This window comes from Vibrio chagasii (assembly GCF_024347355.1).
GTDB lineage: Bacteria > Pseudomonadota > Gammaproteobacteria > Enterobacterales > Vibrionaceae > Vibrio > Vibrio chagasii.
On sequence record NZ_AP025465.1, the window covers coordinates 2426206 to 2449236 of the forward strand.

The 23031-nt window shown below is 44.0% G+C and carries 19 protein-coding genes; 6 read left to right on the plus strand and 13 right to left on the minus strand.

The genetic code is table 11. From position 1 onward, the window contains the following. Positions 1 to 24 precede the first annotated feature (24 nt). The 9 genes from OCV52_RS11035 to fabB form a co-directional block, all read right to left on the minus strand. Complete coding sequence (locus tag OCV52_RS11035; protein WP_004740640.1) at positions 25 to 516, minus strand: CvpA family protein; 492 nt, start codon at positions 514 to 516, stop codon at positions 25 to 27. 61 nt (positions 517 to 577) lie between these two features. Next, positions 578 to 1144 carry an SPOR domain-containing protein gene (locus OCV52_RS11040; protein WP_008220288.1) on the minus strand — a complete coding sequence of 189 codons (567 nt, stop codon included), beginning with the start codon at positions 1142 to 1144 and terminating at the stop codon, positions 578 to 580. Further along, entirely contained in the window at positions 1145 to 2410 is a 1266-nt protein-coding gene (gene folC / locus OCV52_RS11045; RefSeq protein WP_137407832.1) for a bifunctional tetrahydrofolate synthase/dihydrofolate synthase, read from the minus strand. It lies immediately after the preceding gene. A gap of 42 nt (positions 2411 to 2452) precedes the next feature. Further along, complete coding sequence (accD, locus tag OCV52_RS11050; protein WP_004740637.1) at positions 2453 to 3379, minus strand: acetyl-CoA carboxylase, carboxyltransferase subunit beta; 927 nt, start codon at positions 3377 to 3379, stop codon at positions 2453 to 2455. Positions 3380 to 3554: 175 nt separating this feature from the next. Then, on the minus strand, positions 3555 to 4349 hold the full coding sequence (truA, locus tag OCV52_RS11055; RefSeq protein ID WP_008220283.1) for a tRNA pseudouridine(38-40) synthase TruA: 795 nt from the start codon (positions 4347 to 4349) through the stop codon (positions 3555 to 3557). Between the two features lie 145 nt (positions 4350 to 4494). After that, on the minus strand, positions 4495 to 9375 hold the full coding sequence (locus OCV52_RS11060; RefSeq protein ID WP_137407831.1) for a FimV/HubP family polar landmark protein: 4881 nt from the start codon (positions 9373 to 9375) through the stop codon (positions 4495 to 4497). Positions 9376 to 9583: 208 nt separating this feature from the next. After that, positions 9584 to 10597, minus strand: coding sequence for an aspartate-semialdehyde dehydrogenase (locus tag OCV52_RS11065; RefSeq protein ID WP_004737979.1), 1014 nt, complete (start codon positions 10595 to 10597; stop codon positions 9584 to 9586). A 12-nt stretch (positions 10598 to 10609) separates the two neighbouring features. After that, a complete protein-coding gene (locus tag OCV52_RS11070; RefSeq protein ID WP_137407830.1) occupies positions 10610 to 11743 on the minus strand; it encodes a 4-phosphoerythronate dehydrogenase in 1134 nt (377 codons plus the stop codon). Positions 11744 to 12174: 431 nt separating this feature from the next. Beyond that, positions 12175 to 13386 carry a beta-ketoacyl-ACP synthase I gene (gene fabB, locus OCV52_RS11075; RefSeq protein ID WP_004737973.1) on the minus strand — a complete coding sequence of 404 codons (1212 nt, stop codon included), beginning with the start codon at positions 13384 to 13386 and terminating at the stop codon, positions 12175 to 12177. 56 nt (positions 13387 to 13442) lie between these two features. Between fabB and mnmC the strand changes: the two genes are divergently transcribed. After that, positions 13443 to 15593: a bifunctional tRNA (5-methylaminomethyl-2-thiouridine)(34)-methyltransferase MnmD/FAD-dependent 5-carboxymethylaminomethyl-2-thiouridine(34) oxidoreductase MnmC gene (gene mnmC, locus OCV52_RS11080; protein WP_137407829.1), complete on the plus strand. Its 2151-nt coding sequence runs from the start codon at positions 13443 to 13445 to the stop codon at positions 15591 to 15593. A 134-nt stretch (positions 15594 to 15727) separates the two neighbouring features. Here mnmC and OCV52_RS11085 read toward each other — a convergent pair whose 3' ends face one another. From OCV52_RS11085 to OCV52_RS11095, 3 genes are all read right to left on the minus strand, one after another. Continuing rightward, the gene (locus OCV52_RS11085) at positions 15728 to 16249 is read right to left on the minus strand and encodes an NADPH-dependent FMN reductase (RefSeq protein ID WP_137407828.1); all 522 of its coding nucleotides are present in this window, start codon (positions 16247 to 16249) and stop codon (positions 15728 to 15730) included. Positions 16250 to 16416: 167 nt separating this feature from the next. Then, positions 16417 to 16680 carry a YfcL family protein gene (locus tag OCV52_RS11090; protein WP_004737967.1) on the minus strand — a complete coding sequence of 88 codons (264 nt, stop codon included), beginning with the start codon at positions 16678 to 16680 and terminating at the stop codon, positions 16417 to 16419. A 9-nt stretch (positions 16681 to 16689) separates the two neighbouring features. Continuing rightward, positions 16690 to 17220 (minus strand): elongation factor P hydroxylase, encoded by a 531-nt coding sequence (locus OCV52_RS11095; protein WP_137407827.1) that lies wholly within the window; start codon positions 17218 to 17220, stop codon positions 16690 to 16692. 299 nt (positions 17221 to 17519) lie between these two features. On the opposite strand from OCV52_RS11095, the gene OCV52_RS11100 reads away from it, so the two are divergent. Next, on the plus strand, positions 17520 to 18143 hold the full coding sequence (locus OCV52_RS11100) for a trimeric intracellular cation channel family protein (RefSeq protein WP_061033724.1): 624 nt from the start codon (positions 17520 to 17522) through the stop codon (positions 18141 to 18143). Between the two features lie 72 nt (positions 18144 to 18215). On the opposite strand, the gene aroC is transcribed toward OCV52_RS11100, so the two are convergent. After that, positions 18216 to 19301: a chorismate synthase gene (gene aroC, locus OCV52_RS11105; RefSeq protein ID WP_137407826.1), complete on the minus strand. Its 1086-nt coding sequence runs from the start codon at positions 19299 to 19301 to the stop codon at positions 18216 to 18218. A 350-nt stretch (positions 19302 to 19651) separates the two neighbouring features. Between aroC and OCV52_RS11110 the strand changes: the two genes are divergently transcribed. From OCV52_RS11110 to OCV52_RS11125, 4 genes are all read left to right on the plus strand, one after another. Then, entirely contained in the window at positions 19652 to 21436 is a 1785-nt protein-coding gene (locus OCV52_RS11110; RefSeq protein ID WP_137407825.1) for a GTP-binding protein, read from the plus strand. Positions 21437 to 21457: 21 nt separating this feature from the next. Next, a complete protein-coding gene (locus OCV52_RS11115; protein WP_233090551.1) occupies positions 21458 to 21613 on the plus strand; it encodes a DUF5993 family protein in 156 nt (51 codons plus the stop codon). Positions 21614 to 21624: 11 nt separating this feature from the next. Beyond that, entirely contained in the window at positions 21625 to 22173 is a 549-nt protein-coding gene (locus tag OCV52_RS11120; protein WP_137407824.1) for a disulfide bond formation protein B, read from the plus strand. A 163-nt stretch (positions 22174 to 22336) separates the two neighbouring features. Continuing rightward, a complete protein-coding gene (locus OCV52_RS11125; protein ID WP_137407823.1) occupies positions 22337 to 22840 on the plus strand; it encodes a GNAT family N-acetyltransferase in 504 nt (167 codons plus the stop codon). Positions 22841 to 23031: the final 191 nt, after the last annotated feature.

Genomic DNA, 23031 nt, shown 5'->3' on the forward strand with positions numbered 1-23031 from the left:
TCGATTTTTCGACATTAACTGGCGCTATAGCGCGCCAGATAAGAAACTAGATGTTGCTTGTAAATGCTCGAAGAACGGCGCAATGATTCGACTAAATTCCGGAACCAACTGCGAATTCTTCCACCACTCAGAACTTGGGAATGCAGTAAACGCATCCATGAAAAACAACACTGCAGAAACAATCAAAACACCACGTAAGCCACCAAAGACGACACCGAGGATTCTGTCTGTACCTGACAGGCCTGTTTTCTGAACTAGCTGCCCGATAACATAGTTAACTAAAGCACCGACAACTAACGTTGCAACAAACAATGCTGCTATCGCAGTTCCGTTTCGAAACATCTCATCTTCGATATTGGTGAAGTACACCGCTAATTTTGCGTAGTACTGGCTAGCAATAAAAAATGCTCCAAACCAAATAACGAGTGACAACGCTTCTTTAGCGAAACCACGAACTAAACTGATCACGGCAGAGAAGCCGATCACGCCTAAAATGACAAAATCTAACCAATTCATGAATTCTTCATCTTAAGTTGGCGCGCATTTTAACAGAAAAAATGCTGACGCAAACGTTTTCTTATGGATTTAACGGTTTAAATTTGAGCAATTGGCCTTTTGAACCCGTAATTTTTTCTAATTCCTTAATTTGTCGCTCAAGTTTGGATTTAGATACATCTGGGCCAATAATTACTCGCGTAAAAGTTTTTTCTTGCTTGGTGTGAGCCTGATAACCACGCTTTTGCAAATCCTTAACTACGCTTTTCGCGTTGTCAGCATTCTTCAAAGCCATCAATTGAATGATCCAAGCGCTGTCTTGGTACTCATTTTTTTCAGGTACTGGCTTAACCACAACCGCCACTTTATCCGCTTCTTTTTCAGAAGCCGATGCCGTTTGGGTTTCTGATGACCCACCGCTTTCGACCACTCGCTCTACTGGAGAATCCGGCAGTGCAATCTGATCTTCAACTGGGTCAAGCACCTCAAACACTTCCACATTGCTATCAAGTTCAGGCTTAATAGGAATGCTCGCAAACTCTTCTTTGTAGTGAAGCTTTTTACCATCAAGCACATCTGGCAATACAATCACGCCAATGGCCACTAAAATGATGGTGCCGACTAAGCGGCTCTGAAATTTACTTGCCATCTAGTTTCCTTTTTTCTGCCAATGCTCCAGCACTTCCCCTACTGTGTGGAAAGAACCGACCACCAACACGACATGGTCTTCACCTTTCGCTGATGCTAACGCCGCCTCAAACGCCGCAACCGGGTTTGTATGCTGCTCAACACCTTGAGGAAGGCTTTGACAAAGTTCAGCTGCCGTTGCTGCACGTGGCCCTTGTAGAGAAGCTGGATACCAGTGTGTTGCAATTGGCGCTAACACTTCTAATGTTGCTGGAATGTCTTTGTCATGAAGCATAGCGACTACAACGTGCAAGTTCTTGCCCGCATATTTTTTAGTAACTTGCTGTGCAAAGTATTCTGCTGAATGTGGGTTATGAGCCACATCGAGCACAATCACAGGCTGGTCACTAATTTGTTGCATGCGCCCAGGAAGCTGAGCGTTCTTCAAACCATTAACCACGTTCACATCGCTAATATCTAACTCTGATGTGCCCAGTGCCATCAATGCCGTTGCCGCGTTCGGGAGTGGCAATGTTGGGATAGGAAGCGACTCCAGTTGGAATGCACCGCTATGCCAGTTCCAAGTATCGCCATCAACGGCATAGGTATATTGAATACCGACCTGATAAAACTCAGCTTTGATATCATCGGCGTGCGCAGCAACCGTCGCTGGAGGCTTAGGTTGACCACAGATAGCCGGCTTACCGCTACGATAGATTCCCGCTTTCTCAAAACCAATCACATTGATGTCATCGCCAAGCCAATCAACATGGTCAACCGCCAAGCTCGTAATGACAGACACATCGTGATCAACGATATTAGTAGCGTCTAAGCGCCCACCGAGGCCCACTTCTAACAACACAACGTCGACCGCTTCCGTTTGAAAAGCACGTAACGCGGCCAAAGTACCGTATTCGAAGAAGCTCAGGCTGATTTCACCACGTTCTTTCTCAATAAAATCAAAAGACTGAACCATCTTTTCATCAGATAGATCTTGACCATTGATTCGAACACGTTCGTTGTAGCGAATTAAGTGAGGAGAGCTGTAGACACCAACAGAGTATCCCGCATCTAATAGAATGGCTTCCATCAGTGCGCACGTTGAGCCTTTGCCGTTGGTTCCGGCAACAGTAATTACGTGTCTAGCAGGTTTGGTAAGATTTGCCTTAGAGGCGACGGCCTGAACTCGGTCTAGTCCAAGATCAATAGCACTGGTGTGGATGTTTGATAAATAATCAAGCCACATCTCCAAAGATGATGTGGCTTGAGGAATAGGTTGTTGACTCATCTAACTCATAACCATAATAAAGTTGGTTTGTTAGAAGGTACTTTACCCTTTTTCTGGCGCTTCTGGTACTTCATAAGCAGCTTCATTCGGTGAATCGTTCACAGAAACTACTAATGGTGAAGGCTGATTGGTCATTTTTGCAACTAGGCTAGCTACGCGCTGACGCATTTCACGACGGTCAACGATCATGTCGATAGCACCGTGGTCTAGTAGGAACTCACTACGTTGGAAACCTTCAGGTAGGTCTTCACGTACTGTTTGCTCGATTACACGACGACCAGCAAAACCGATAAGTGCTTTTGGCTCACCGATGTTGATATCACCTAGCATTGCCAAACTTGCAGAAACACCGCCCATTGTTGGGTCAGTCATTACTGAAATAAACGGCAGGCCTTTCGCAGATAGACGCTCAAGTGCAGCACTGGTTTTTGCCATTTGCATTAGAGACATTAGTGCCTCTTGCATACGCGCACCACCACTTGCAGAGAAACAAACTAAACCACAGTTGTTTTCAATAGCAGCATCTACAGCACGAACAAAACGAGCACCTACTACAGAGCCCATTGAACCGCCCATGAATGAGAATTCAAACGCACACGCTACGATTGGTAGACCTAGTAGTTCACCTTTCATTGCTACAAGTGCGTCAGTTTCACCACTGTTCTTTTGAGCAGCAGAGATACGCTCTTTATAACGCTTAGAGTCTTTGAACTTCAGTTTGTCTTGCGGCTCAAGATCAGTACCAAGTTCAACACGCTCACCTTTGTCTAGGAATGTTTCCAGGCGGCGACGTGCTTTCATGCGCATGTGATGGTCACATTTTGGACATACTTCTAGGTTACGCTCTAGCTCAGCATGGTAAAGCACCTGCTCACAAGAAGTACATTTAGTCCAAACACCCTCAGGGATAGACGCTTTGCGAGATGTTACGATGTTGCTTTTTTCTAAAATCTTTTCAAGCCAACTCATGGAAGACCTTTTGTTTCGATTCTTCCGCTTGATTGCGAAAGAAATAAATTTGGGAATTATGCGAGGAGATTAAAGCACATAAAACAGCAAGTGTAGATAAAAAACTGGTTGTACCTATTTTCTTGAGCTATTTTACGCACGATTTCGCAATATTTTTTGAACCTAAGTCCCACATTTAGTTCAAATTATCTGGAAGAAACAGAGGACCAATTGGCTCTCTTGGAAGACCGAATTCTTCTGGATAATCCACATCAACTAAATAGAGACCTTCGGCTTTAGCAGTTGCTCCAGCCAACTTACGGTCTTTCGCTTCAAGTAACCACTTGATCCATTCTGGCTTCTGCTCACCTTTACCAACGGCAATTAGGCTACCCGTAATGTTTCTCACCATATGGTGCACAAACGCATTCGCCTTAATATCAATGACGATGTAATGGCCATGACGAGTCACGTTCAAATGAATCATATTTCGCCACGGGCTATGAGACTGGCAGTGCGTAGCTCTAAACGACGTAAAATCATTTTCACCCAGCAGGTACTGACCTGCCTCATGCATCTTTTTCTCGTCAAGGTGACCATGATAATGGCTCACACCTGAATTTAAGATTCCAGGGCGCAGTGCATGATTGAAAATGATATAGCGGTAGCGACGTGCCGTTGCAGAGAAGCGAGCATGAAAATCTTCATTCACTTCAGTTGCCCAACGAACAGCGATGTCTTTAGGCATGTTGGCATTTGCGCCCATTGTCCATGCCACCATTTTGCGGTCGACATTGGTTTCAAAGTGAACGACTTGTCCCGTACCGTGAACACCGGCATCCGTTCGTCCCGCACATTGAACTTCTACTGGGTGATTTGCGACAACCGAAAGAGCCTTTTCCAATTCTTCTTGGACACTTTTCACGTCTCGTTGGCGTTGCCAACCAAAGTAGTGGGTACCGTTATATTCAATACCTAAAGCAATTTTCATGTTCTTGTTCTCTTTGAAAATGGGCGAGAAGTATATACGGAAATGAGTGCTATCCCAAATAGGATGGGACTAAATCTATAATATTAAAAGCACGACCCACCCAAAATAAAGGGTAGCCAATGCTACCCTTTATATCTCGCTCAATTTATCGGCCGTTTAACGTATCGATAAGATTCTTAGCTTCTCGGCGAATATCGTCGCTTCCGTCGACTATCGCTTCTTCTAGAAGCTTAATCGCGCCTTGAGAGTCACTCATCTCAATGTAGATTTTAGCGAGATCAAGCTTACCAGCTGCTTCAGCGTTACTATCAACATCATAGTTTCCTATATCGCCAATCACATCAGGGAATTCGTTCAGACCAACATCCAGCTTCAGCTCTTCTTCGTCTGGATTAATAGCATCTTCCCCTTCTTGCTCAACTTGAGCCATCAACTCATCGATGGTCATGTATTGCTTATCACGGCTATTCGATGATTCGGTCAGGTTATCTTGCTGCGCCCAGTTCTCTTCTTTGATTTTAGGTTCAGCTTGCTGTTCTGCAGACGCCCAGATCTCTTGTTGATCATCCGGCACACCATCTTGCATGCTCGATTGCTGTTCTGGTGCAAGATTAAAACCTTTCCAATCTTCACCGCCCACTTCAAGCATTGCATCAATATCTAACCCAGCGATATCAATCGATGTTGCATCTAATGGCTTCTCGAACATGTTGTCGACTGTGTCTTGAACATCTTCTGAAAGCAATTCAGCCAAATTAGTTTCATCAAAGTTATCGAAGCCTTCTAACGGCTCGTCTTCAACTTCATTCACCTCAGTGCTAGATACTAAAGGTGCGCTTGTTGATTCGTTCGCTTCTGGGAATCCAGCTAAATCTGCTTCATTGACATCCGAGAAATCATCCGCACCAGCAAAACTTTGTGGGTTCGAGAACAGGTCATGCAGTGCGTCTTGCTCTTCTCCCTGCGGACTAAAGGCAGTTAATGGCGTGGGCTTTTCTGCAAATGCATCAGAGATCGCTTCATCTTCACCGTATTCAGGCAAATCGAACTCGTCAAACTGTACCCCTTGCTCTTCTGCCACAGGCTCAGCACTGCTCTGCTCAATATCGTCTAAAACAGAGTCCGCTTTAGCACTTTCTTCATCGTATTCTGGAAGGTCAAGATCATCGAACTCAAACTTCTCACTGCCATCCGATAAATCTTGCTCTAACTGAGCTTCATCAGGTTCACTCACAGCCTCTGCAAGTGCGTCTTCCTCACCAAACTCTGGTAGCTCAAAGTCGTCAAACGAGAACTCGTCTTCACTTGGTTGCTTTGTAGCTTCTGGTTGTGGTGCTGTTTCAGGTTGAGGCTCAGCTTGTGCTTCTGTGCTAACTTCTGCCTCAGCTTCCGCCAACGCGTCTTCTTCATTAAACTCTGGAAGCTCGAAATCATCAAACGAGAATTCGTCTTCGCTCTGTTGCTCCGCGGCTTCTGGCTGTGAGGCTACTTCAGGTTGAGGCTCAGCTTGCAGTTCAGTGGTAGTTTCAGCCTCAGCTTCCGCCAACGCGTCTTCTTCATTAAATTCTGGAAGCTCAAAATCATCAAACGAGAACTCGTCTTCGCTCTGTTGTTCTACAACTTCTGGCTGTGTTGCTGCTTCAGGTTGTGGCTCAGCTTGCGCTTCAACGATAGCCTCTGTCTCGGCTTCAGCTAGTGCATCTTCTTCACCAAACTCTGGAAGCTCGAAATCATCAAACGAGGATTCATCTTCGCTCTGTTGCTCTACTGATTCTGGCTGCAGGGCCGTTTCAGGTTGAGACTCTGGCGTTGGTTCTTTAGCAGTGTCAGCCACTGCTTCTGAGGTGTCTTCGTCAATCAGCCAATCGTCATCTTGTGGTACACCGAATTCATTTGGAATGATCTCTGGCATATTCGCAGCACGAACTGGCTCTGGCTCTGGCTCTGGCTCTGGCTCTGGCTCTGGCTCTGGCTCTGGCTCTGGCTCTGGCTCTGGCAAGGATTCAACAACATTATCGAACTCTTCGCTACCTTGAATCTTAGGTTCAAAATCAAAATCAGAGTCAATGTTCGATGGTGATTCTACATCGTTGATCGCTTCAGCTAGCCAGTCTTCAACTGTATCTTCATCATCGTCAGAAATGTCATCCAATGACGCAGGAGACGTAGCTTCACTCTCAAAGCTGGTTGCGATTTCTTCTGGGCTACCCAGTTCCGGTGAAGGCTCTAGCTCAGGATGTTCCTGCTCAAATTCATCAACGCTAGTATTTTCAGAGAGTAACGAGTCGATATCTAACTCATCGCTTTCGACCTCTGGTTTTGTATCTCCGACCGCGGGTTCAATCACGTCAGATTGAGCTTGTTGTTCAGAAGCTTCTTCAACCACTTGGTCAAGTTCTGGCGTCATTAGCTCATCGATAAGCGCTTCATCGGTGGTTTCCAATGCGTCATCCAACAAAGCATCCGTTGCAGGCGCGACACCAAACATATCATCAATAAAGTCATCACGATTAAATGCGGCAGCTTCATCCTTAAGCTCAGGCTCTGTGCTATTTTCTATCGCTTCTGTACTTGCTAGCTCGTCGTTAACTTCGATGTCGTCGACTTGTGGTGCAGGCTCTGCAACTACCGGCTCATCAAGTTCAGCTTCAGTAGGTTCAGGTGCAGCAGAAGGCTCAGAAAGTAACGACTCGATATCAGCCTCTGCAAGATTACTTACATCATCATTTGGTGTGTCGAAGTCGAATGCAGCTTCAAGCTCTTTATCAAAGGCTTGCTCTTCAGACTCAATCTCGTCTTCAATACCACTCGTCAGTAGCTCATCGAATGGATCCAGAGATTCAGTCGCTGACTGATCGTCTTCATCCGCCGACAGCTCGCTTCCTAGCAGCTCATCTAACGTTTCATCACTTTCGAGTGTGAACTTGGCATCATTAACGTCATCGTCAAGGAACTCATCTAAAAGGTCGGTGCTCTCAGCATCAATCTCAAAGTCATCGTCCGAGTCGCTAAGCAGCTCATCTAGCGTCTCTGTGCTGTCTTCAGAAATGTTCAGTTCATCATCGGTTGATAAGCCTGACAGTTCCTCCAATTCAGACAGAGCGTCAAAACCTAGAGATTCACCTTCAGAGTCCTCATCAGAGTCGCTTTCCAACATCTCATCAAGTAGGTCTGTCGAGTTACTTAAATCAACATCATCACCGGCTAATTGCTCGTCAAGCAGGTCAACACTCTGCTGCTCTTCTTCGCTTTCCAGAGTTTGGTCAAACTGAGCCAAAATGTTTTCGATATCGTCATCAGACGCCAAACCACTATTTAGGTCTTTGGCACTGTCATCGTCGCTATCTAGATTGAAAGGATCGTTCTGTTCATTCTGAGCAGCTACTTGCGCGAAGATGTCATCAATATCATCTTCAACACTTGTTGGCTCTGGCTGAGAAGTTTGCTGTTCAGAAATAAGTGCATCGATATCAAAATCATCGCTTGCAGTCTTGTCTGCGCTCGGCTTCGAATCACTTTGCTCTTCTGAGGTCAGAGCATCAATATCGAAACTGTCATCGTCTTCATCATCCAATGCAAACAGATCATCGAGCATAGACTGATCAAGTTCGTTGGAGCCAAGGTCTTCTGTCTGTGATTCTTGAGATAATAGCGCTTCAATGTCATCAGCAGACATTGAGTTGTCGTCCGACAAGTCAAAGTCACCATCATCAGAATCAAGTGCGCTTTCTGCCGTCTTATCAAGCGCACGCTCCATCTCTTCTAGACCAAGCGCTTTCTCTTCACCATTAACACTGATACCGTTGCTGCTGTCTAAATCTAGATCATCGAAGTTAGTGTCTAAATCGCCGTTCTCACCGATGCTGGCAAACGGATCATCGTCTTCACCATCAAGGTTGAAATCAAGGTCCGACTCGACTAGGCCTGCAAACACATCGTCTTCGTCAGCCAGTGCTTGGTCATCAAATAGCTTATTCGCATCATCTTCTGTACCAAACAGCTCATCATCGAGAGACAACTCATTGTCGAGGTCGTCTATCTCATCAGCCAGCATCATTGGGGCAGCGCTGCTTGGCTCAGGCTGAATAGGCTGGTCTTGCGTTGGTTGCTGCTGCTCTTCATTTTTAGAGCGGCGACCCAACAAAATCACAATGATAAGACCAAGTAGAAGACCTGGAATGATCGCAAGCGCAGCGACTAGCCAACCATTTGACAACAGCTGGTCCATTGCACTTGGTGCCATTTTTTCAATTTCAGCGTTCTTTCTGCGCTCTTCAGCAAGTAACTTTTCAACTTCACTGCGAATACGGTCTTCGTCGCTCAGCTCTGTCTTAAGCACATCCACTTCAGACTGCACATCCGATAGCATTAATCTAAGTTGGTGATTCTTCTCTTCCAGTGACAACAGCTCTGTTTCAGATAACTCTAACTGCTTCTCGAGTTTGTTCATGTCTTTAACAGGATAAGTAGCAGCCACTGATTTTTGTACTGTTTCAGCAGCAGGGGCTGGTTTACTAGCAACCGAACTTTTCGAACCTGCATTCGATTGATTGGAGGTTTGAGCTGCTTTTGGTTTAACTGCAGGCTTAGCGGCCGGATCATCCAGCTTGGCCAAGTGCGAGTTCATGATGTTGATGGCTTGCTGCGTAGAGCTTGCACGAGCTTGCTCTAAAGAAGGGACACGTAAATGACTAGCTGGCAGCAAGCTATGGATATTCTGGTTTTCAAACGCTTGTGGGTTCAGTCGGTAAATTGCCAACAAGGTTTGTTGGACGGAGACAGAGTTATCTGGACGCAATCTTGACGCGATAGACCATAGCGTTTCATTGCCACGAGTCGGACCATAGAAACGAGAAGGCTCTGCGCTATTCGATTGAGCTCTTTGAAGAGGTTCTGAAAACGTAGGCGCTGATTGTATCTGACCATTAGGCCCTACAACTCGAATGGAATCTGCACGAACAACGGAAATCTGAGTCGCAATGATAACGGCAAAAGGTATTAACCACTGCTTGAAAATTTGAAACATAAAAGGCTCAGCTAGGTGCTTAAATTCGGATAAAGTGATGATCTATTAAATATATCGGATAAATGACGTAAAACTATAGAGATGAAAACAAAAAATGTGTTGCAGCGACAATATTCGCAGCAATTTCACACAATTTGACTAACAATATTTTTAATCGATTAAAAAAGCCCCACTAAAGAGTGAGGCTTGTTTATCAAAGCGGTGAAGCTTAGAAGTAATCGCGAATCAGAACTTCAGCGATTTGTACTGCGTTTGTTGCAGCGCCCTTACGAACGTTATCCGCAACAACCCACATGTTGATGCCGCTGTGATGGCTGATGTCGTTACGAATACGACCCACCATTACATGGTCTTTACCACCAGCGTCACGTACTTGTGTTGGGAATTCCATACCATGGAAAACTTCAACACCTTCTGTGTTCTCTAGTAGTTGAACTACTTGCTCAGCACCGATTGGTGAGCGAGTTTCCACGTGTAGAGATTCTGCGTGTCCGTAGAATACCGGTACACGAACACACGTTGGGTTCACAGTGATTGAAGAGTCGTTAAAGATTTTTTGTGTTTCCCAAACCATCTTCATCTCTTCGCGCGTGTAGCCGTTTTCCGTAAACTCATCAATTTGAGGGATACAGTTGAACGCGATCTGCTGTGGGAATGCTGAGTTTTCAGCTGGCATACCATTCAGAAGCTTAGCGGTTTGACCAGCAAGCTCATCGATACCCGTTTTACCTGCACCAGAAACCGATTGGTAAGTCGACACGTTGATACGCTCTAGGCCTACTTCATCGTGAATTGGCTTAAGCGCAACCAGCATTTGAATCGTTGAACAATTCGGGTTCGCAATGATATTGCGGTTGCGGAACTCAGCAATTGCTTCTGGGTTCACTTCAGGCACAACCAGTGGAACATCGTATTCGTAACGGAACTTAGATGTGTTATCGATAACGACAACACCTTCATCCGCAGCAACTGGAGCCCATTGTTCAGAAAGGTCGCCACCAGCAGAGAAAAATGCGATATGAACTTGAGACCAATCGAAGTCTGCAACGTTCTGCACTTGTATCGTCTTACCATTAAAGCGGTAAGTTTTACCTTCACTACGTTCACTTGCTAGTAAGTGCAGTTCACCGATAGGGAATTTACGCTCTTTAAGTACTTCAAGAATGGTTTCACCAACCGCACCAGTCGCACCTAAAATAGCAATATTAAATTCTTGGCTCATTGTTTCTCTCTTTTATAAAGTTGGCTTTACCATAAAACCGAGTTTAGCTAACGGTGCTAGATTACAAGAATCATCACCTGTTAACTCGACTGCACTGTACTCTCTGCGGTCCCAATACTCTTTACGCATCTTGTCAAATGAACCTGGCGTAGCGATATTGCGACGGAATAAGGCATCGTCTTTGCGCACATCATAGATCAACTGAGTCAAATTGTGCAGTGTTGCTTCGTCCCAAGCTCTATCTAATTTCATTTGAGGCACAGGCGCTGTCGGCAATAGATCGCTCGCGTAAGCGCGTTGTTCACTGCCTAAGAACTCGCAATAGCTGTTAAAGATCATCGTCGTACCGCGTGCTTTGCCCTCTAGACCGTAGCCCGCTACGTGAGGTGTTGCAAAAGCGAGTAAAGGAAGCAGCTCCATGTCGACTTCAGGTTCAAACTCAAATACATCAAGGACAGCCGTGAAGCCATCAGCTTTTTGCAAGCGAGCTTTTAGCGCTTGGTTATCCACGACAGGGCCCCGAGCCGCATTTATCAGGATTTGATCAGCACGCAAGTTATTTAGCACTTGCTCATTGATCAAGTGATGCGTTGGGAACTCACCCGTTTTAGTGATTGGCGTATGCAGCGTGATAACGTCAGATTGCTTAAGCAGCGTTTCTAGTTCTGTAAACTCACGAGTGTCACCCTCTTGCTGTTTTAGAGGGTCGTTCAGTAGAACTTTAATACCAATACCTTCAAGGCATTTTGCTAAGTAGCTGCCCACTTGACCACAACCAATAATACCGACTGTTTTATCAAATACAGAAAAGCCTTGTTGCTGCGCAAGAACCATCATCGCACTGAACGCGTATTCAGCCACACCTACCTTGTTACAGCCCGGTGCCGCGGTAAAGAAAATGCCACGCTCTTTCATCAATTCTTGGTCGACGTGATCCATACCCGCCGTTGCAGTGCCGACAAACTTCAGTTTATTGGCTTTGCTGATTAATTCTTCGTTCACCTTGGTGACAGAGCGAATCATCAGTGCGTCTACGTCAACCAGATCGTCCGCAGTTAATGTGCGACCAGACTTCATTGTCACGTCACCTAGCTGGCTAAAAAGCGCTTCAGCATAAGGCATGTTTTCGTCGATTAAGATTTTCATTTGGCGAGTACTTTTGTTGGGGTCTATAGACCTAAATGTGGATTGAAATGATTGTGCAAAATTCCACACACGGTGTCGAGTAACAAATGGAATACATTATGAATAAAGGCTTGTTGAGATAAGGATTGATTGCCCTACGCAGCTTTTACTACTCAAGCCTAAAACGAAAAATGCCCGATTGAATTAACAATCGGGCAAACATCCAGAACAAAAGGATCCTATCTCGCTCTCCAGGAGACAGAGTCTGCGTCTGTTCGACCAGTACTGACCAAAGCCACTACTGATCAAGCTCTGGAAACCTTTCCGTTTCTAAACCTATGTTTAGAAAGCTTTGTTCTGTGGGTCATAGTTAATGGGTTACCTGTGCGTGTTGAAACGGCACTCGCGTCACCCGTTAACAATTAACCTTTATCTATCTAACTTAAGTCTAATTAAGCTTGGTATTTTTTGATTACTAGCGTTGCGTTTGTACCGCCGAAACCAAAGCTGTTAGACATAACTGTTGTTAGCTCTTGCTCACGAGCTTCAGTTACGATGTCTAGGCCAGCAGCTGCTTCGTCTAGGTTAGAAACGTTAATGCTTGGAGCGATGAAGCCGTTGTCTAGCATTAGCGTTGAGTAAATCGCTTCGTGTACGCCAGCTGCACCTAGAGCGTGACCTGTCATCGCTTTAGTTGCTGAGATTGCTGGGCTGTTGCCACCAAATACTTCTTGGATAGCACCTAGCTCTTTCACGTCACCAACTGGAGTTGAAGTACCGTGAGTGTTCACGTAGTCAACGCCATCAACGTTTTGCATTGCCATCTTCATACAACGAACCGCGCCTTCACCAGAAGGAGCAACCATGTCGTAGCCATCTGAAGTTGCGCCGTAGCCTACGATCTCACCGTAGATTTTCGCGCCACGAGCAACTGCGTGCTCAAGCTCTTCGATTACTAGCATGCCGCCGCCACCAGAGATAACGAAACCATCACGGTCTGCATCGTAAGTACGAGAAGCCAGCTCAGGAGTATCGTTGTACTTAGTAGAAAGTGCGCCCATTGCGTCGAACATCATAGTCAGAGACCAATCTAGTTCTTCACCGCCACCAGCGAATACTACGTCTTGCTTACCTAGTTGGATAAGCTCCATTGCGTGACCAATACAGTGTGCAGATGTTGCACATGCAGAACTCATAGAGTAGTTCACACCACGGATTTTGAAAGGAGTTGCTAGACAAGCAGAAACCGTTGAAGCCATTGTACGTGGAACCATGTATGGACCAACACGCTTCACGCCTTTCTCACGGATGATGTCTACTGCGTTTACTTGGTTAAGAGAAGAAGCACCACCTGAACCCGCAACGATACCTGTGCGGTCATTAGATACTTGCTCTTCTGTTAGGCCAGCGTCTGCAATTGCTTGCTCCATTGAAAGATAAGCGAATGCCGCTGCATCACCCATAAAGCGCATCTTTTTGCGGTCAATATGGTCAGCAGGGTTCATTTTTAGGTTACCCCAAACTTGAGAGCGTAAGCCGTTTTCCTTGAACTGCTCTGAAGCGGTAATACCAGATTTACCCTCTTTCAGTGATGCTAAAACTTCTTCGACGTTGTTACCGATACTTGAAACAATACCCATACCGGTGATTACGACTCGTTTCATGTGACATTCCTATAATTCTAAATTCAGCTAGATGATAACTAAGAAGCCTAACAAAAGTGGTCAGCTTTCCTAGAAATTCGTACAATCCCTACCAACATATCGCTTCAAATCACAAAATGATAGATTTTATGACTTCAATTACTAATGCTGAGCTGGAATGGAATGAGTCTGGCACGCCAGTTTCAGACCAATTTGACGATGTTTACTTCTCCAACGTAAATGGTTTGGAAGAGACTCGTTACGTTTTTTTAAAGCAAAACCACCTTCCAGAGCGTTGGCTTGAACATGATCAGCGCCGTTTTGTGATCGCTGAAACTGGCTTTGGTACAGGCCTCAACTTTCTTGCGGTTTGGCAGTGGTTCGATGCTTTCCTTAAAGATAACCCTCAAGCTATTACCAAAGAGTTACATTTCATCAGTTTTGAGAAATATCCTTTAAACAAAGAGGATCTCATCAAAGCACACCAAGCGTGGCCAGAATTAGCCGAGTATGCGACGCAACTCCAAGAACACTACCCTATCGCCCTGCCTGAATGTCACCGCATTGTATTGGGCGATGGCGCGATCACATTGGATTTATGGTTCGGCGACATCAAAGACTGTATGCCAAGCGTGCCTACGCCAAAGATAGGTTTGGTGGATGCATGGTTCCTAGATGGATTCGCCCCAAGCAAAAACCCAGAGATGTGGAACCAAAACCTATTCAATGGCATGGCAAAGCTAGCCAAACAAGATTGTAGCTGTGCGACTTTTACCGCGGCCGGTTTCGTGCGTCGTGGGTTAATTGAAGCTGGCTTTGAGATGAAGAAGGTCAAAGGCTTTGGTACTAAGCGCGAAATGATTGCAGGCCGACTTGGCGAAAAACATGCTCATACCAATATCAAACCTTGGTATGGCTTATCAGAGCACAGCGACTCACAAGACATCGCTATCATCGGTGGTGGTGTTGCCAGTGCTGCGTTGGCTAAAACACTGAGCCGCCGCGGTAAGAACATCACGCTTTATTGTGAACACCAGCAAGCTGCAGGTAACGCCTCTGGTAATAACCAAGGTGCGATTTACCCGCTATTGAGTGAAGCGACCTCAAACGTTTCGCGTATATTCGGCCCTGGATTGTTGTTTGCGCGTCAGTTCATCAATCAAGCCGCAACATCGATTGAATTCGACCATAACTGGTGTGGTGTGAACATTTTGATGTGGGATGAAGGTTCCACTAAGAAGCTCAATCGCATGTTGGCAGGTAATTTCCACACCGATTTGATTCAGCGTTTATCGCCAGAGCAAGCAAACGAAAAGATCGGTTTACCCGTTGATAAAGAGAGCGTCTACTTTCCTCTAGGTGGATGGTTAAGCCCACTTCAGCTTACTCAAGGCCTGATTGGTCAATTGGAACAAGTCAATAAAGTAAGTACACACTATCAACATCAAGTGACTCAACTAGAGTTGCTCGAAGCTGAACAACAATGGCTACTAACGATTGAGACACCACAAGGTCAGATTCAAACTAAGCATGACCAAGTAGTGGTTGCGAACGGGCATAAGTTCACTCAATTTGAGCAAACTCAACCTGTACCTCTTACTCCGGTTAAAGGTCAAGTGAGCCACATTCCAACCACGGAAAATCTTAGCAAACTCAAAACCGTGTTGTGCTTTGATGGCTACCTTACGCCACAAAACCCAAACAATGGACACCATTGCATTGGCGCGAACTACGACAAAACCAACATCGACCAAGAGTTTGATGCTGAAGTTCAACAGCACAATGGCGAGCGCCTTCATGGGTCATTGCCAGATCAAGCATGGACAAAAGAAGTCGATACCAGTGGCAACCTAGCGCGCCAAGGTATCCGTAGTGTAAGCCGCGATCATCTTCCGTTTGTCGGTAACGTTGGTAACTTTGAAGCCATTAAAGAGCAGTACCAAAATCTGCATAACTTTAACCCACAGCGTGACTCGGTTGACGATGTTGAAACTGTCACTAGCTTCCCTAACCTATTCTGCTTTATCGGTTTAGGCTCTCGCGGGTTAAGCTCTGCTCCCCTACTTGCAGAGGTTTTAGCATCACAAATTTGTGGCGATCCACTTCCTCTTCCTGCTGATGTACTGGAAGCCATTCACCCAAGCAGAATGTGGGTACGCAGACTACGTAAGGGTAAGGCATTAACAGCGGGATGGGTCGCAGATAAACAAGCGAAAGCCAATCAATAGCTGACGGACTACTCGTTCGTAAATTCAGAGTATTTGTAATGAAAAAGCCCGAGTGACGTTATGTCTCTCGGGCTTTTTGTATCTGATGACTTAAACTTTCAAACGACTTTACTGGGTTTAAGCACTAATAAGAATTAAAGCTTAGCGACGGCTTCTTTAATCTGCTGTGCGATCTCTTCGTTGCTGATAGAACCAGATTCAAAGTCGAAGTTATCGTAGAAGCTTGGTACAGAAACTGATGCCTTTACGTTACCGCCAAAGTAAGGTGCCGAGCTTGCCGCCGCGCCCAGTACTGTTTGTGCCCCACCAGGGCCAGGAGAAGTCGCTAGGTAAACCGCAGGCTTTTCGCCAAAGACTGAACGCTCAATGCGTGTCGCCCAATCAAACAGGTTTTTATACGCTGCAGGGTAATGTCCGTTGTGTTCTGCGAAAGAGATAACAAATGCGTCCGCTTCTGCTAGATCACGCAAAAATGCTTGCGCGCCTTCTGCTTGACCGATCTCTTTTTCAGTGTCTTCACTGAACATAGGAACGTTATAATCAGTGATGTTGAGAACTTTTACGTCAGCACCTTCAATCAAGCTAGCTGCGTAAGTTGCTAGTGTTTTGTTGATAGAGGTAGAGCTTGTGCTTGCGCCGAATGCGATAACTTTCATGATGTAACCCTTTCTGTAATCTCGTTAAGTGGGATTAGAGTAACGTAGTCAGAAAATGGCACCATAACAAGGATTGAACAGACTCATTCAAAAATTTCGAATGAGTCTCAAACTATTCACTGCTCAGCAAAATGGAAAGGAAGAGACTGAACAGATATCACCAAGAATTAAGCTTGGTTTTGTAGCTCAACCCAAAGGTCATTCACAATGGTGCGATCTGCTGGTGTAAGTTCAGAGCGAGCATCATCTAGGCTCTTCTCAATGCGCGCTTTTACTTCTGCTAAATCTTCAATGCCTTCTTCTTCACATGAAGCCACTGAAAGAGAAATATGACCACGTAAGTAACCACCCGCAAACAGTTCGTCATCTGATGCGTTTTCAATGCGAGCATCAATTACTTCAAGTAGTTTTTCTTCAAATTCGATAATCATAATATTCTCTTATTTCACAATAAACTGGCTAGCACACAGAGGTTCTACATCGTAGAAGTCGCGCAACGCTTCAGAAAGCATTTTGACTCTTGGTGGAAGACCAACTTCTAGGATACCCATGACTTCGTTGTGTACTTTATTCATAAAGGCCAAACGATCTGGCTCAAAATCGCCGTGTAGATTGTCACAGCTAACATTAAAAGGAAAGCCTGCACTGGTTGCAATGATCCATTCATACGCTTGCGGGCGGATTTCTACCTTTTCAAACTCAGCTTGAACCGCTTCTGTTCGACCATCTGGCTCATACCAATAACCAAAATCTTCCAATAAACGACGCTCAGGACCCGCTACACACCAGTGCGCGATCTCGTGCAGTGCAGAGGCATAAAACCCGCAAGCAAACACGATACGATGGTGAGGAACCTGCTCATCGGCTGGTAGATAAATAGGCTCATCTTCACCTAGTTCGAGTTTAGTATTGAAGCTATCGAAAAAGGTTTGGTTGAAAATATTGATAATATCTGGATATTGGTGCGTCATAGAATCAAATTAAAGTAAAAAGAACAGGCGCATTTTGCGTTTTTTTGCGCGCTCGGTAAAGCCCTATTAAGGGTAATGACATTCGCAATATCGTTGTCCTAGAGGTGGACAATCGATTGCAGCATCCAGATTACACCACTTTTAGGTGAATGATTAGTTTAGCTAATCTGAAATGCTCATTCACGGTACAAATATTCATTCGTCAATCACCTGTTTTACTACTACACTCGCGCTTCATTTTTATATCTCCAAGGCCTATAAGACTCCAATTTATAGACCTAAATAATAGAGCTACAGCAATGCTACTAAGTGTTTTGTATATCATTGGCATCACGGCAGAAGCCATGACCGGTGCTCTCAGTGCTGGTAAACAAAAAATGGATTGGTTTGGTGTAATGTTGGTTGCCAGCGCAACGGCGATTGGCGGTGGTACAGTGCGAGACATCTTGCTTGGTCACTACCCGTTAGGTTGGGTTGAGAACCCTGAATTTCTTGCGATTACTTGTGTGGCAGGCGTTGTCACAACAGGCCTAGCTAAGTGGGTTATTAAACTTAAAGGTTTGTTCATTCGCTTAGATGCGCTAGGTCTGATTGTATTCAGTATCATAGGCACTAAAGTGGCGATGAACATGGGCCTTCACCCAATGATCTGTATGGTATCAGCACTGGTTACTGGTGTATTTGGTGGTTTGCTGCGTGATCTTATCTGTCGTCAAACACCGCTGGTGCTGCATGAAGAGCTTTACGCCTCTATCGCACTGATTGCTTCAGGCTTATACCTAGGCTTACTCGAGTTTGGTATTAACGATGTCACTGCAACAATTGTAACGCTTGTGGTCGGCTACTTGCTGCGTATGGCAGCGGTGAGATTCAAGTGGCGCTTGCCTTCGTTCCAGCTTGATCCAGAAAGCTCTGTGCATTAATAGCAAATACCACTAGAAAACAAAAAGGGTTGCTCCAATAGGAAGCAACCCTTTTTCTCATTCACTCAAACGTTAGATTTGAGGAGTCTTCGTCGTTACGCCATGGTTCTGACCACGATGACGCAATAGGTGATCGAGTAGAACAATCGCTAGCATCGCTTCTGCAATTGGCACCGCACGAATACCAACACATGGATCATGACGACCTTTAGTGATTAGCTGCGTCGCCTCACCATCTTTAGTGATAGTGTCACCCGGTACCGTAATGCTTGATGTTGGCTTAAGCGCAATGCTTGCCACAATATCTTGGCCAGTAGAGATACCACCTAAAATACCGCCAGCATGGTTGCTAGTGAAGCCTTCTGGCGTTAATGGATCACGGTGTTCGCTACCGCGTTGATTAACCACATCAAAGCCATCACCAATCTCAACACCTTTCACAGCATTAATGCTCATTAGCGCGTGCGCGATATCAGCATCTAAGCGATCAAAGATCGGCTCACCAAGGCCTACAGGCACTTTAGTCGCGACCACTTGAATCTTCGCACCGATCGAGTTGCCTTCTTTTAGTAGGTCACGAATCAGTTGGTCAAACTCAGGTACTTTATCTGCATCTGGGCAGAAGAAAGCGTTGTTTTCAATCTCGTTCCAATCAACTTTATCAATTGAGATATCGCCCATTTGAGAAAGGTAAGCTTGGATTTCAACACCAAATTCTTGCTTTAGGTATTTCTTTGCAATCGCACCAGCCGCAACACGCATTGCTGTTTCACGAGCTGAAGAACGACCACCACCACGGTAATCACGCACACCGTACTTTTGATGGTACGTGTAATCAGCGTGGCCTGGGCGGAATTTGTCTTTAATTTCGGAATAGTCTTTAGAGCGTTGGTCTGTATTTTCAATCAATAGACCAATAGAAGTACCCGTAGTTTGGCCTTCAAATACACCTGATAAAATCTTTACTTCATCCGCTTCACGGCGAGCCGTTGTATAACGAGAAGTACCAGGGCGACGACGATCCAAATCTTTTTGAAGGTCTGCTTCGGTAATTTCTAATCCTGGTGGGCACCCATCTACGATACATCCTAGTGCGATACCGTGACTTTCTCCGAACGTGGTCACGCGGAAATGTTGTCCGATACTGTTTCCTGCCATTACTTCCTCTAAATCAGCCATCAGCAGAAGGTTTGATTCCTAAACCCACTGGTGAACAGCTTTACTTGTCTATTCTTCGTGAATTCATAGTGGCTTTATTACTAAATGATGTAAACCCCAAAAAAGGAACAATTTTAACTTTCTATTAGTAAGTTCCACGACGTCTTGAGATCTTAGCGACCAATGCAAAGAAAATAAAAAAGTTCCAACTCAATTTCATCGACCTTAAAATGTCTCTTTATTGATATTTTTTGTCTTAATTACAATAAAAAACCAGGAGTTTTAGCCATATAATTAGACCCATAATAGACAGGGTAAATGATTAACTACATCTAACAGGACAATTGTCAATGAAACATCAAAATATAAGAAACATTGCCATTGTTGCACATGTAGACCATGGAAAAACATCGATAGTTGATACGCTCTTACGTCAAACAAATTCATTATCTCGACAAGATGAAGGTAAGCACTTATTACTCGATTCAAATGACCAAGAACAAGAACGAGGCATTACCATTTTATCAAAGGTAACTGCCGTTGATTGGAAAGATCATCGTATCAATATAATCGATACACCCGGGCATTCAGACTTTAGTGGTGAAGTCGAGCGAGTCATCGATATGGCTGACGCAGCATTAGTTGTTGTTGATGCAGTCGAAGGGCCGATGCCTCAAACTCGTTTCGTGGCTGAAAAGGCAATCAAAAAAGGGCTAAAAATTTTAGTTGCCATTAATAAAATTGACCGCAGAGAGTCTAACGTATCAAGGTGTTTGGATAAATTATATGACCTACTCATTCAACTAGGTGCAACGTTGGAACAATTAGACTTCCCTATTGTATGTTGTAGCGCTCGCTTAAACTATGCCTATAAATATTTATCTAAACCGATAAAAACAGAAGGTATGGCCCCCTTATTAGACCTAATAATAAATAATGTTGAGGCTCCAAAAATTTTAGAAAGCTCAGAACCTTTAATGCAAATCCACCAACTTGATTATTCACCATATATCGGACTAATTGGCATTGGTCGTGTATTGGCAGGCGGATTTACAAAAGGTCAGAAAGTTATTATTACAAGTCAGGGGAAACCGGAAAGAAGTGCGACAGTAAAAGAAGTCTTTCGCTCTCATGGGCTTAATAGAGTTGCAATCCCAGAAGGAGATGTTGGAGATATTATTGCTATATCTGGTATTGATAACATATGTATTTCAGACATTATAACGACTAAAAATAACAAATTAAAACTAGGACAACTACAAATCGATAAACCAATGGTGTGTATCCAATTTAGCGTTAATGACTCTCCATTCGCAGGACAAGAAGGAAAAGTACTTCAGTCAAAAGCTCTTACAGAAAGGTTAAGGCTTGAAGCAACACATGATGTTGCTTTGAAAATAAAACCATCCAATGATGCTGGGTGTATCGACGTTTCCGGAAGAGGTGAATTACACCTTGGTGTTTTAATTGAAAAGCTGAGGAGAGAGGGCTCAGAATTTTGTATTTCAAGACCTAAAGTAATAAATAATGAAATGAATAAAAATCACCACGAACCATATAATAAGTGTTTTATCACCTGCTATAACAAAAATATCAGTGACATAATCTATGAGTTAACGAACAGAGAAGCCACTCTTATATCAAGTGAAACAGCAGGCGATGATCAAAGTAACTTAGTTTTTAGAGGGTCATTAAGAGGAATGCTTGGGTTGAGACATTGCCTGAATAACCTCTCAGGGGGTACTGCATCATTTCATTTTGAAGAGGACGGATTCGGCAATAAGAGTAGCGAGAACGTTGGGCAGAGGATCGGAAGCGTAATGGTTTCAAATGGAACAGGTAAGGCATTAAACCATGCGTTAGCTCACCTGCAGGATCGAGGTAGAATGATGATTACGCACGGTGAACAGGTATATAAAGGACAAATAATCGGTGCAGCCATAACACCATCAGACCTTTATGTTAATTGCAGACAGGGCAAACAACTAGCCAGAGTTTGGAGAACCACTGCAGATAAAAACTATGCGATGAAAGCCACTTTCGCAATGAGCTTAGAACAAGCAATGACTTGGATTAATGATGACGAATTAATCGAAGTCACACCTCTTAATATTAGACTAGCAAAACGCAATTAAACAATATGTAAGGATAGTTTTATGATGAGTTTTATTTTCTTATTACTATTAATATCGGTAATCAGTATATTTACACGTAAAAAGCAATTAGGTTATGTAATATTTACCATATCATTAATTATAAGTTTATATTGGTTTAACCACCATGCAACAGATACCCTATCTATTTTATTATAAGGGGCAATTCAATGAATAATAAAAAAATAACCATATTCAATATACTTGGTCTTCTCGGTATTACCGTCGTTTTACTCATGGGATCAATCTTACAATTATCTTTGAATGAATTACCTTGCCCACTTTGCTTGTTGCAACGTTTAGGTTTTGTAATGGTAATGTTTGGCTTTATGTTGAACGTAGTTTACGGTACTGAGCAACGACATTATGGCATTATTTTAATTGGTGCACTATTTGGTGCTGCTACGTCCCTTCGCCAAATATCATTACATGTTATCCCTGGTACACCTGGTTATGGTAGCGCAATATTTGGCATGCATTATTATACTTGGGCTTTTGTTATTTTCGGTATGACAATTTCCGGAGTAGCACTCTTACTTATGCTCTGGAATAATGATTGTAAAACAAAAGAACATCAAATGACCACATTTGGAAAAGGCATATGCATTATTGCAATTATTACAGTGCTGATAAATGTTATTTCAACTTTTTTAGAGTGTGGTCCATATGAATGCCCAGCAGACCCTATCAGTTATTGGTTTTCCGATCTCTTTAAATAACTGACTATTTTAAAACCGTCAGGTCAAGATAGCAAAATAAAGGCCCAATTGTTGATACAGTTGTGCCTTTTTGGAATGGAAAATAGTAATCAATTAACAAAGGTTAATGAACTCGGTTGAAATTGCCTCTATGTTTTAGCCCCAAATAATAAGGAGAAAGGTAATGATCGAGTGGAGAGTGAAAAAATTTGCAGAGCTATCGGTTGATGAGCTCTATGATTTCTTACGAGAAAGAGTCGATATTTTTATCGTAGACATGAAAACACCCTACAGCGACTTGGATGGTAAAGATAACCATCCCGAGACCTATCACGTCATGGGCTATGATAACGAACGTCTCGTGGCTTACAGTCGTATTATGGCTCCCAAACTTGGATACCCTTGTGATGTGCTCCCATTGATCAACGCGGATGCCGATGATGTATGTATCGGTCGTGTCATCGTCGCAAAAGAGTACAGAGGTAAGCAGGTAGGTAACCAACTCATGCAAGTAAGCTTCGATACGACTCGAAAAATTTACCCGGAAAGCTCTATTTTCATTTCAGCGCAAGCACACCTGAAAGACTACTATGGTAAATTCGGTTTCGATGTGGTGACGGACAGTTATTTAGAAGATGGATGTACTATGTTGGGCCTTAGATATATTCCAGAGGTCGTGATGGTTTAACAAAAGCAGAAAGTTTAACTCACCCTAAAATGCAAAAAACCCGACAACTCAGAGAGCTATCGGGTTTCTTTTAATAATGGCACGCCCTGTAGGATTCGAACCTACGACCACATCCTTAGAAGAGATGGGATGCCGAAATCAACATGAAACACAAAGAATCAAAATAAAACAATAAAACAATAAAAATCAAG

Excerpts from the sequence above, each read along its gene's own strand:
- OCV52_RS11035 (WP_004740640.1), bottom strand. The coding sequence starts at position 516 with ATGAATTGGTTAGATTTTGTCATTTTAGGCGTGATCGGCTTCTCTGCC.
- OCV52_RS11040 (WP_008220288.1), bottom strand. The coding sequence starts at position 1,144 with ATGGCAAGTAAATTTCAGAGCCGCTTAGTCGGCACCATCATTTTAGTG.
- folC (WP_137407832.1), bottom strand. The coding sequence starts at position 2,410 with ATGAGTCAACAACCTATTCCTCAAGCCACATCATCTTTGGAGATGTGG.
- accD (WP_004740637.1), bottom strand. The coding sequence starts at position 3,379 with ATGAGTTGGCTTGAAAAGATTTTAGAAAAAAGCAACATCGTAACATCT.
- truA (WP_008220283.1), bottom strand. The coding sequence starts at position 4,349 with ATGAAAATTGCTTTAGGTATTGAATATAACGGTACCCACTACTTTGGT.
- OCV52_RS11060 (WP_137407831.1), bottom strand. The coding sequence starts at position 9,375 with ATGTTTCAAATTTTCAAGCAGTGGTTAATACCTTTTGCCGTTATCATT.
- OCV52_RS11065 (WP_004737979.1), bottom strand. The coding sequence starts at position 10,597 with ATGAGCCAAGAATTTAATATTGCTATTTTAGGTGCGACTGGTGCGGTT.
- OCV52_RS11070 (WP_137407830.1), bottom strand. The coding sequence starts at position 11,743 with ATGAAAATCTTAATCGACGAAAACATGCCTTATGCTGAAGCGCTTTTT.
- fabB (WP_004737973.1), bottom strand. The coding sequence starts at position 13,386 with ATGAAACGAGTCGTAATCACCGGTATGGGTATTGTTTCAAGTATCGGT.
- OCV52_RS11085 (WP_137407828.1), bottom strand. The coding sequence starts at position 16,249 with ATGAAAGTTATCGCATTCGGCGCAAGCACAAGCTCTACCTCTATCAAC.
- OCV52_RS11090 (WP_004737967.1), bottom strand. The coding sequence starts at position 16,680 with ATGATTATCGAATTTGAAGAAAAACTACTTGAAGTAATTGATGCTCGC.
- OCV52_RS11095 (WP_137407827.1), bottom strand. The coding sequence starts at position 17,220 with ATGACGCACCAATATCCAGATATTATCAATATTTTCAACCAAACCTTT.
- OCV52_RS11100 (WP_061033724.1), top strand. The coding sequence starts at position 17,520 with ATGCTACTAAGTGTTTTGTATATCATTGGCATCACGGCAGAAGCCATG.
- aroC (WP_137407826.1), bottom strand. The coding sequence starts at position 19,301 with ATGGCAGGAAACAGTATCGGACAACATTTCCGCGTGACCACGTTCGGA.
- OCV52_RS11110 (WP_137407825.1), top strand. The coding sequence starts at position 19,652 with ATGAAACATCAAAATATAAGAAACATTGCCATTGTTGCACATGTAGAC.
- OCV52_RS11115 (WP_233090551.1), top strand. The coding sequence starts at position 21,458 with ATGATGAGTTTTATTTTCTTATTACTATTAATATCGGTAATCAGTATA.
- OCV52_RS11120 (WP_137407824.1), top strand. The coding sequence starts at position 21,625 with ATGAATAATAAAAAAATAACCATATTCAATATACTTGGTCTTCTCGGT.
- OCV52_RS11125 (WP_137407823.1), top strand. The coding sequence starts at position 22,337 with ATGATCGAGTGGAGAGTGAAAAAATTTGCAGAGCTATCGGTTGATGAG.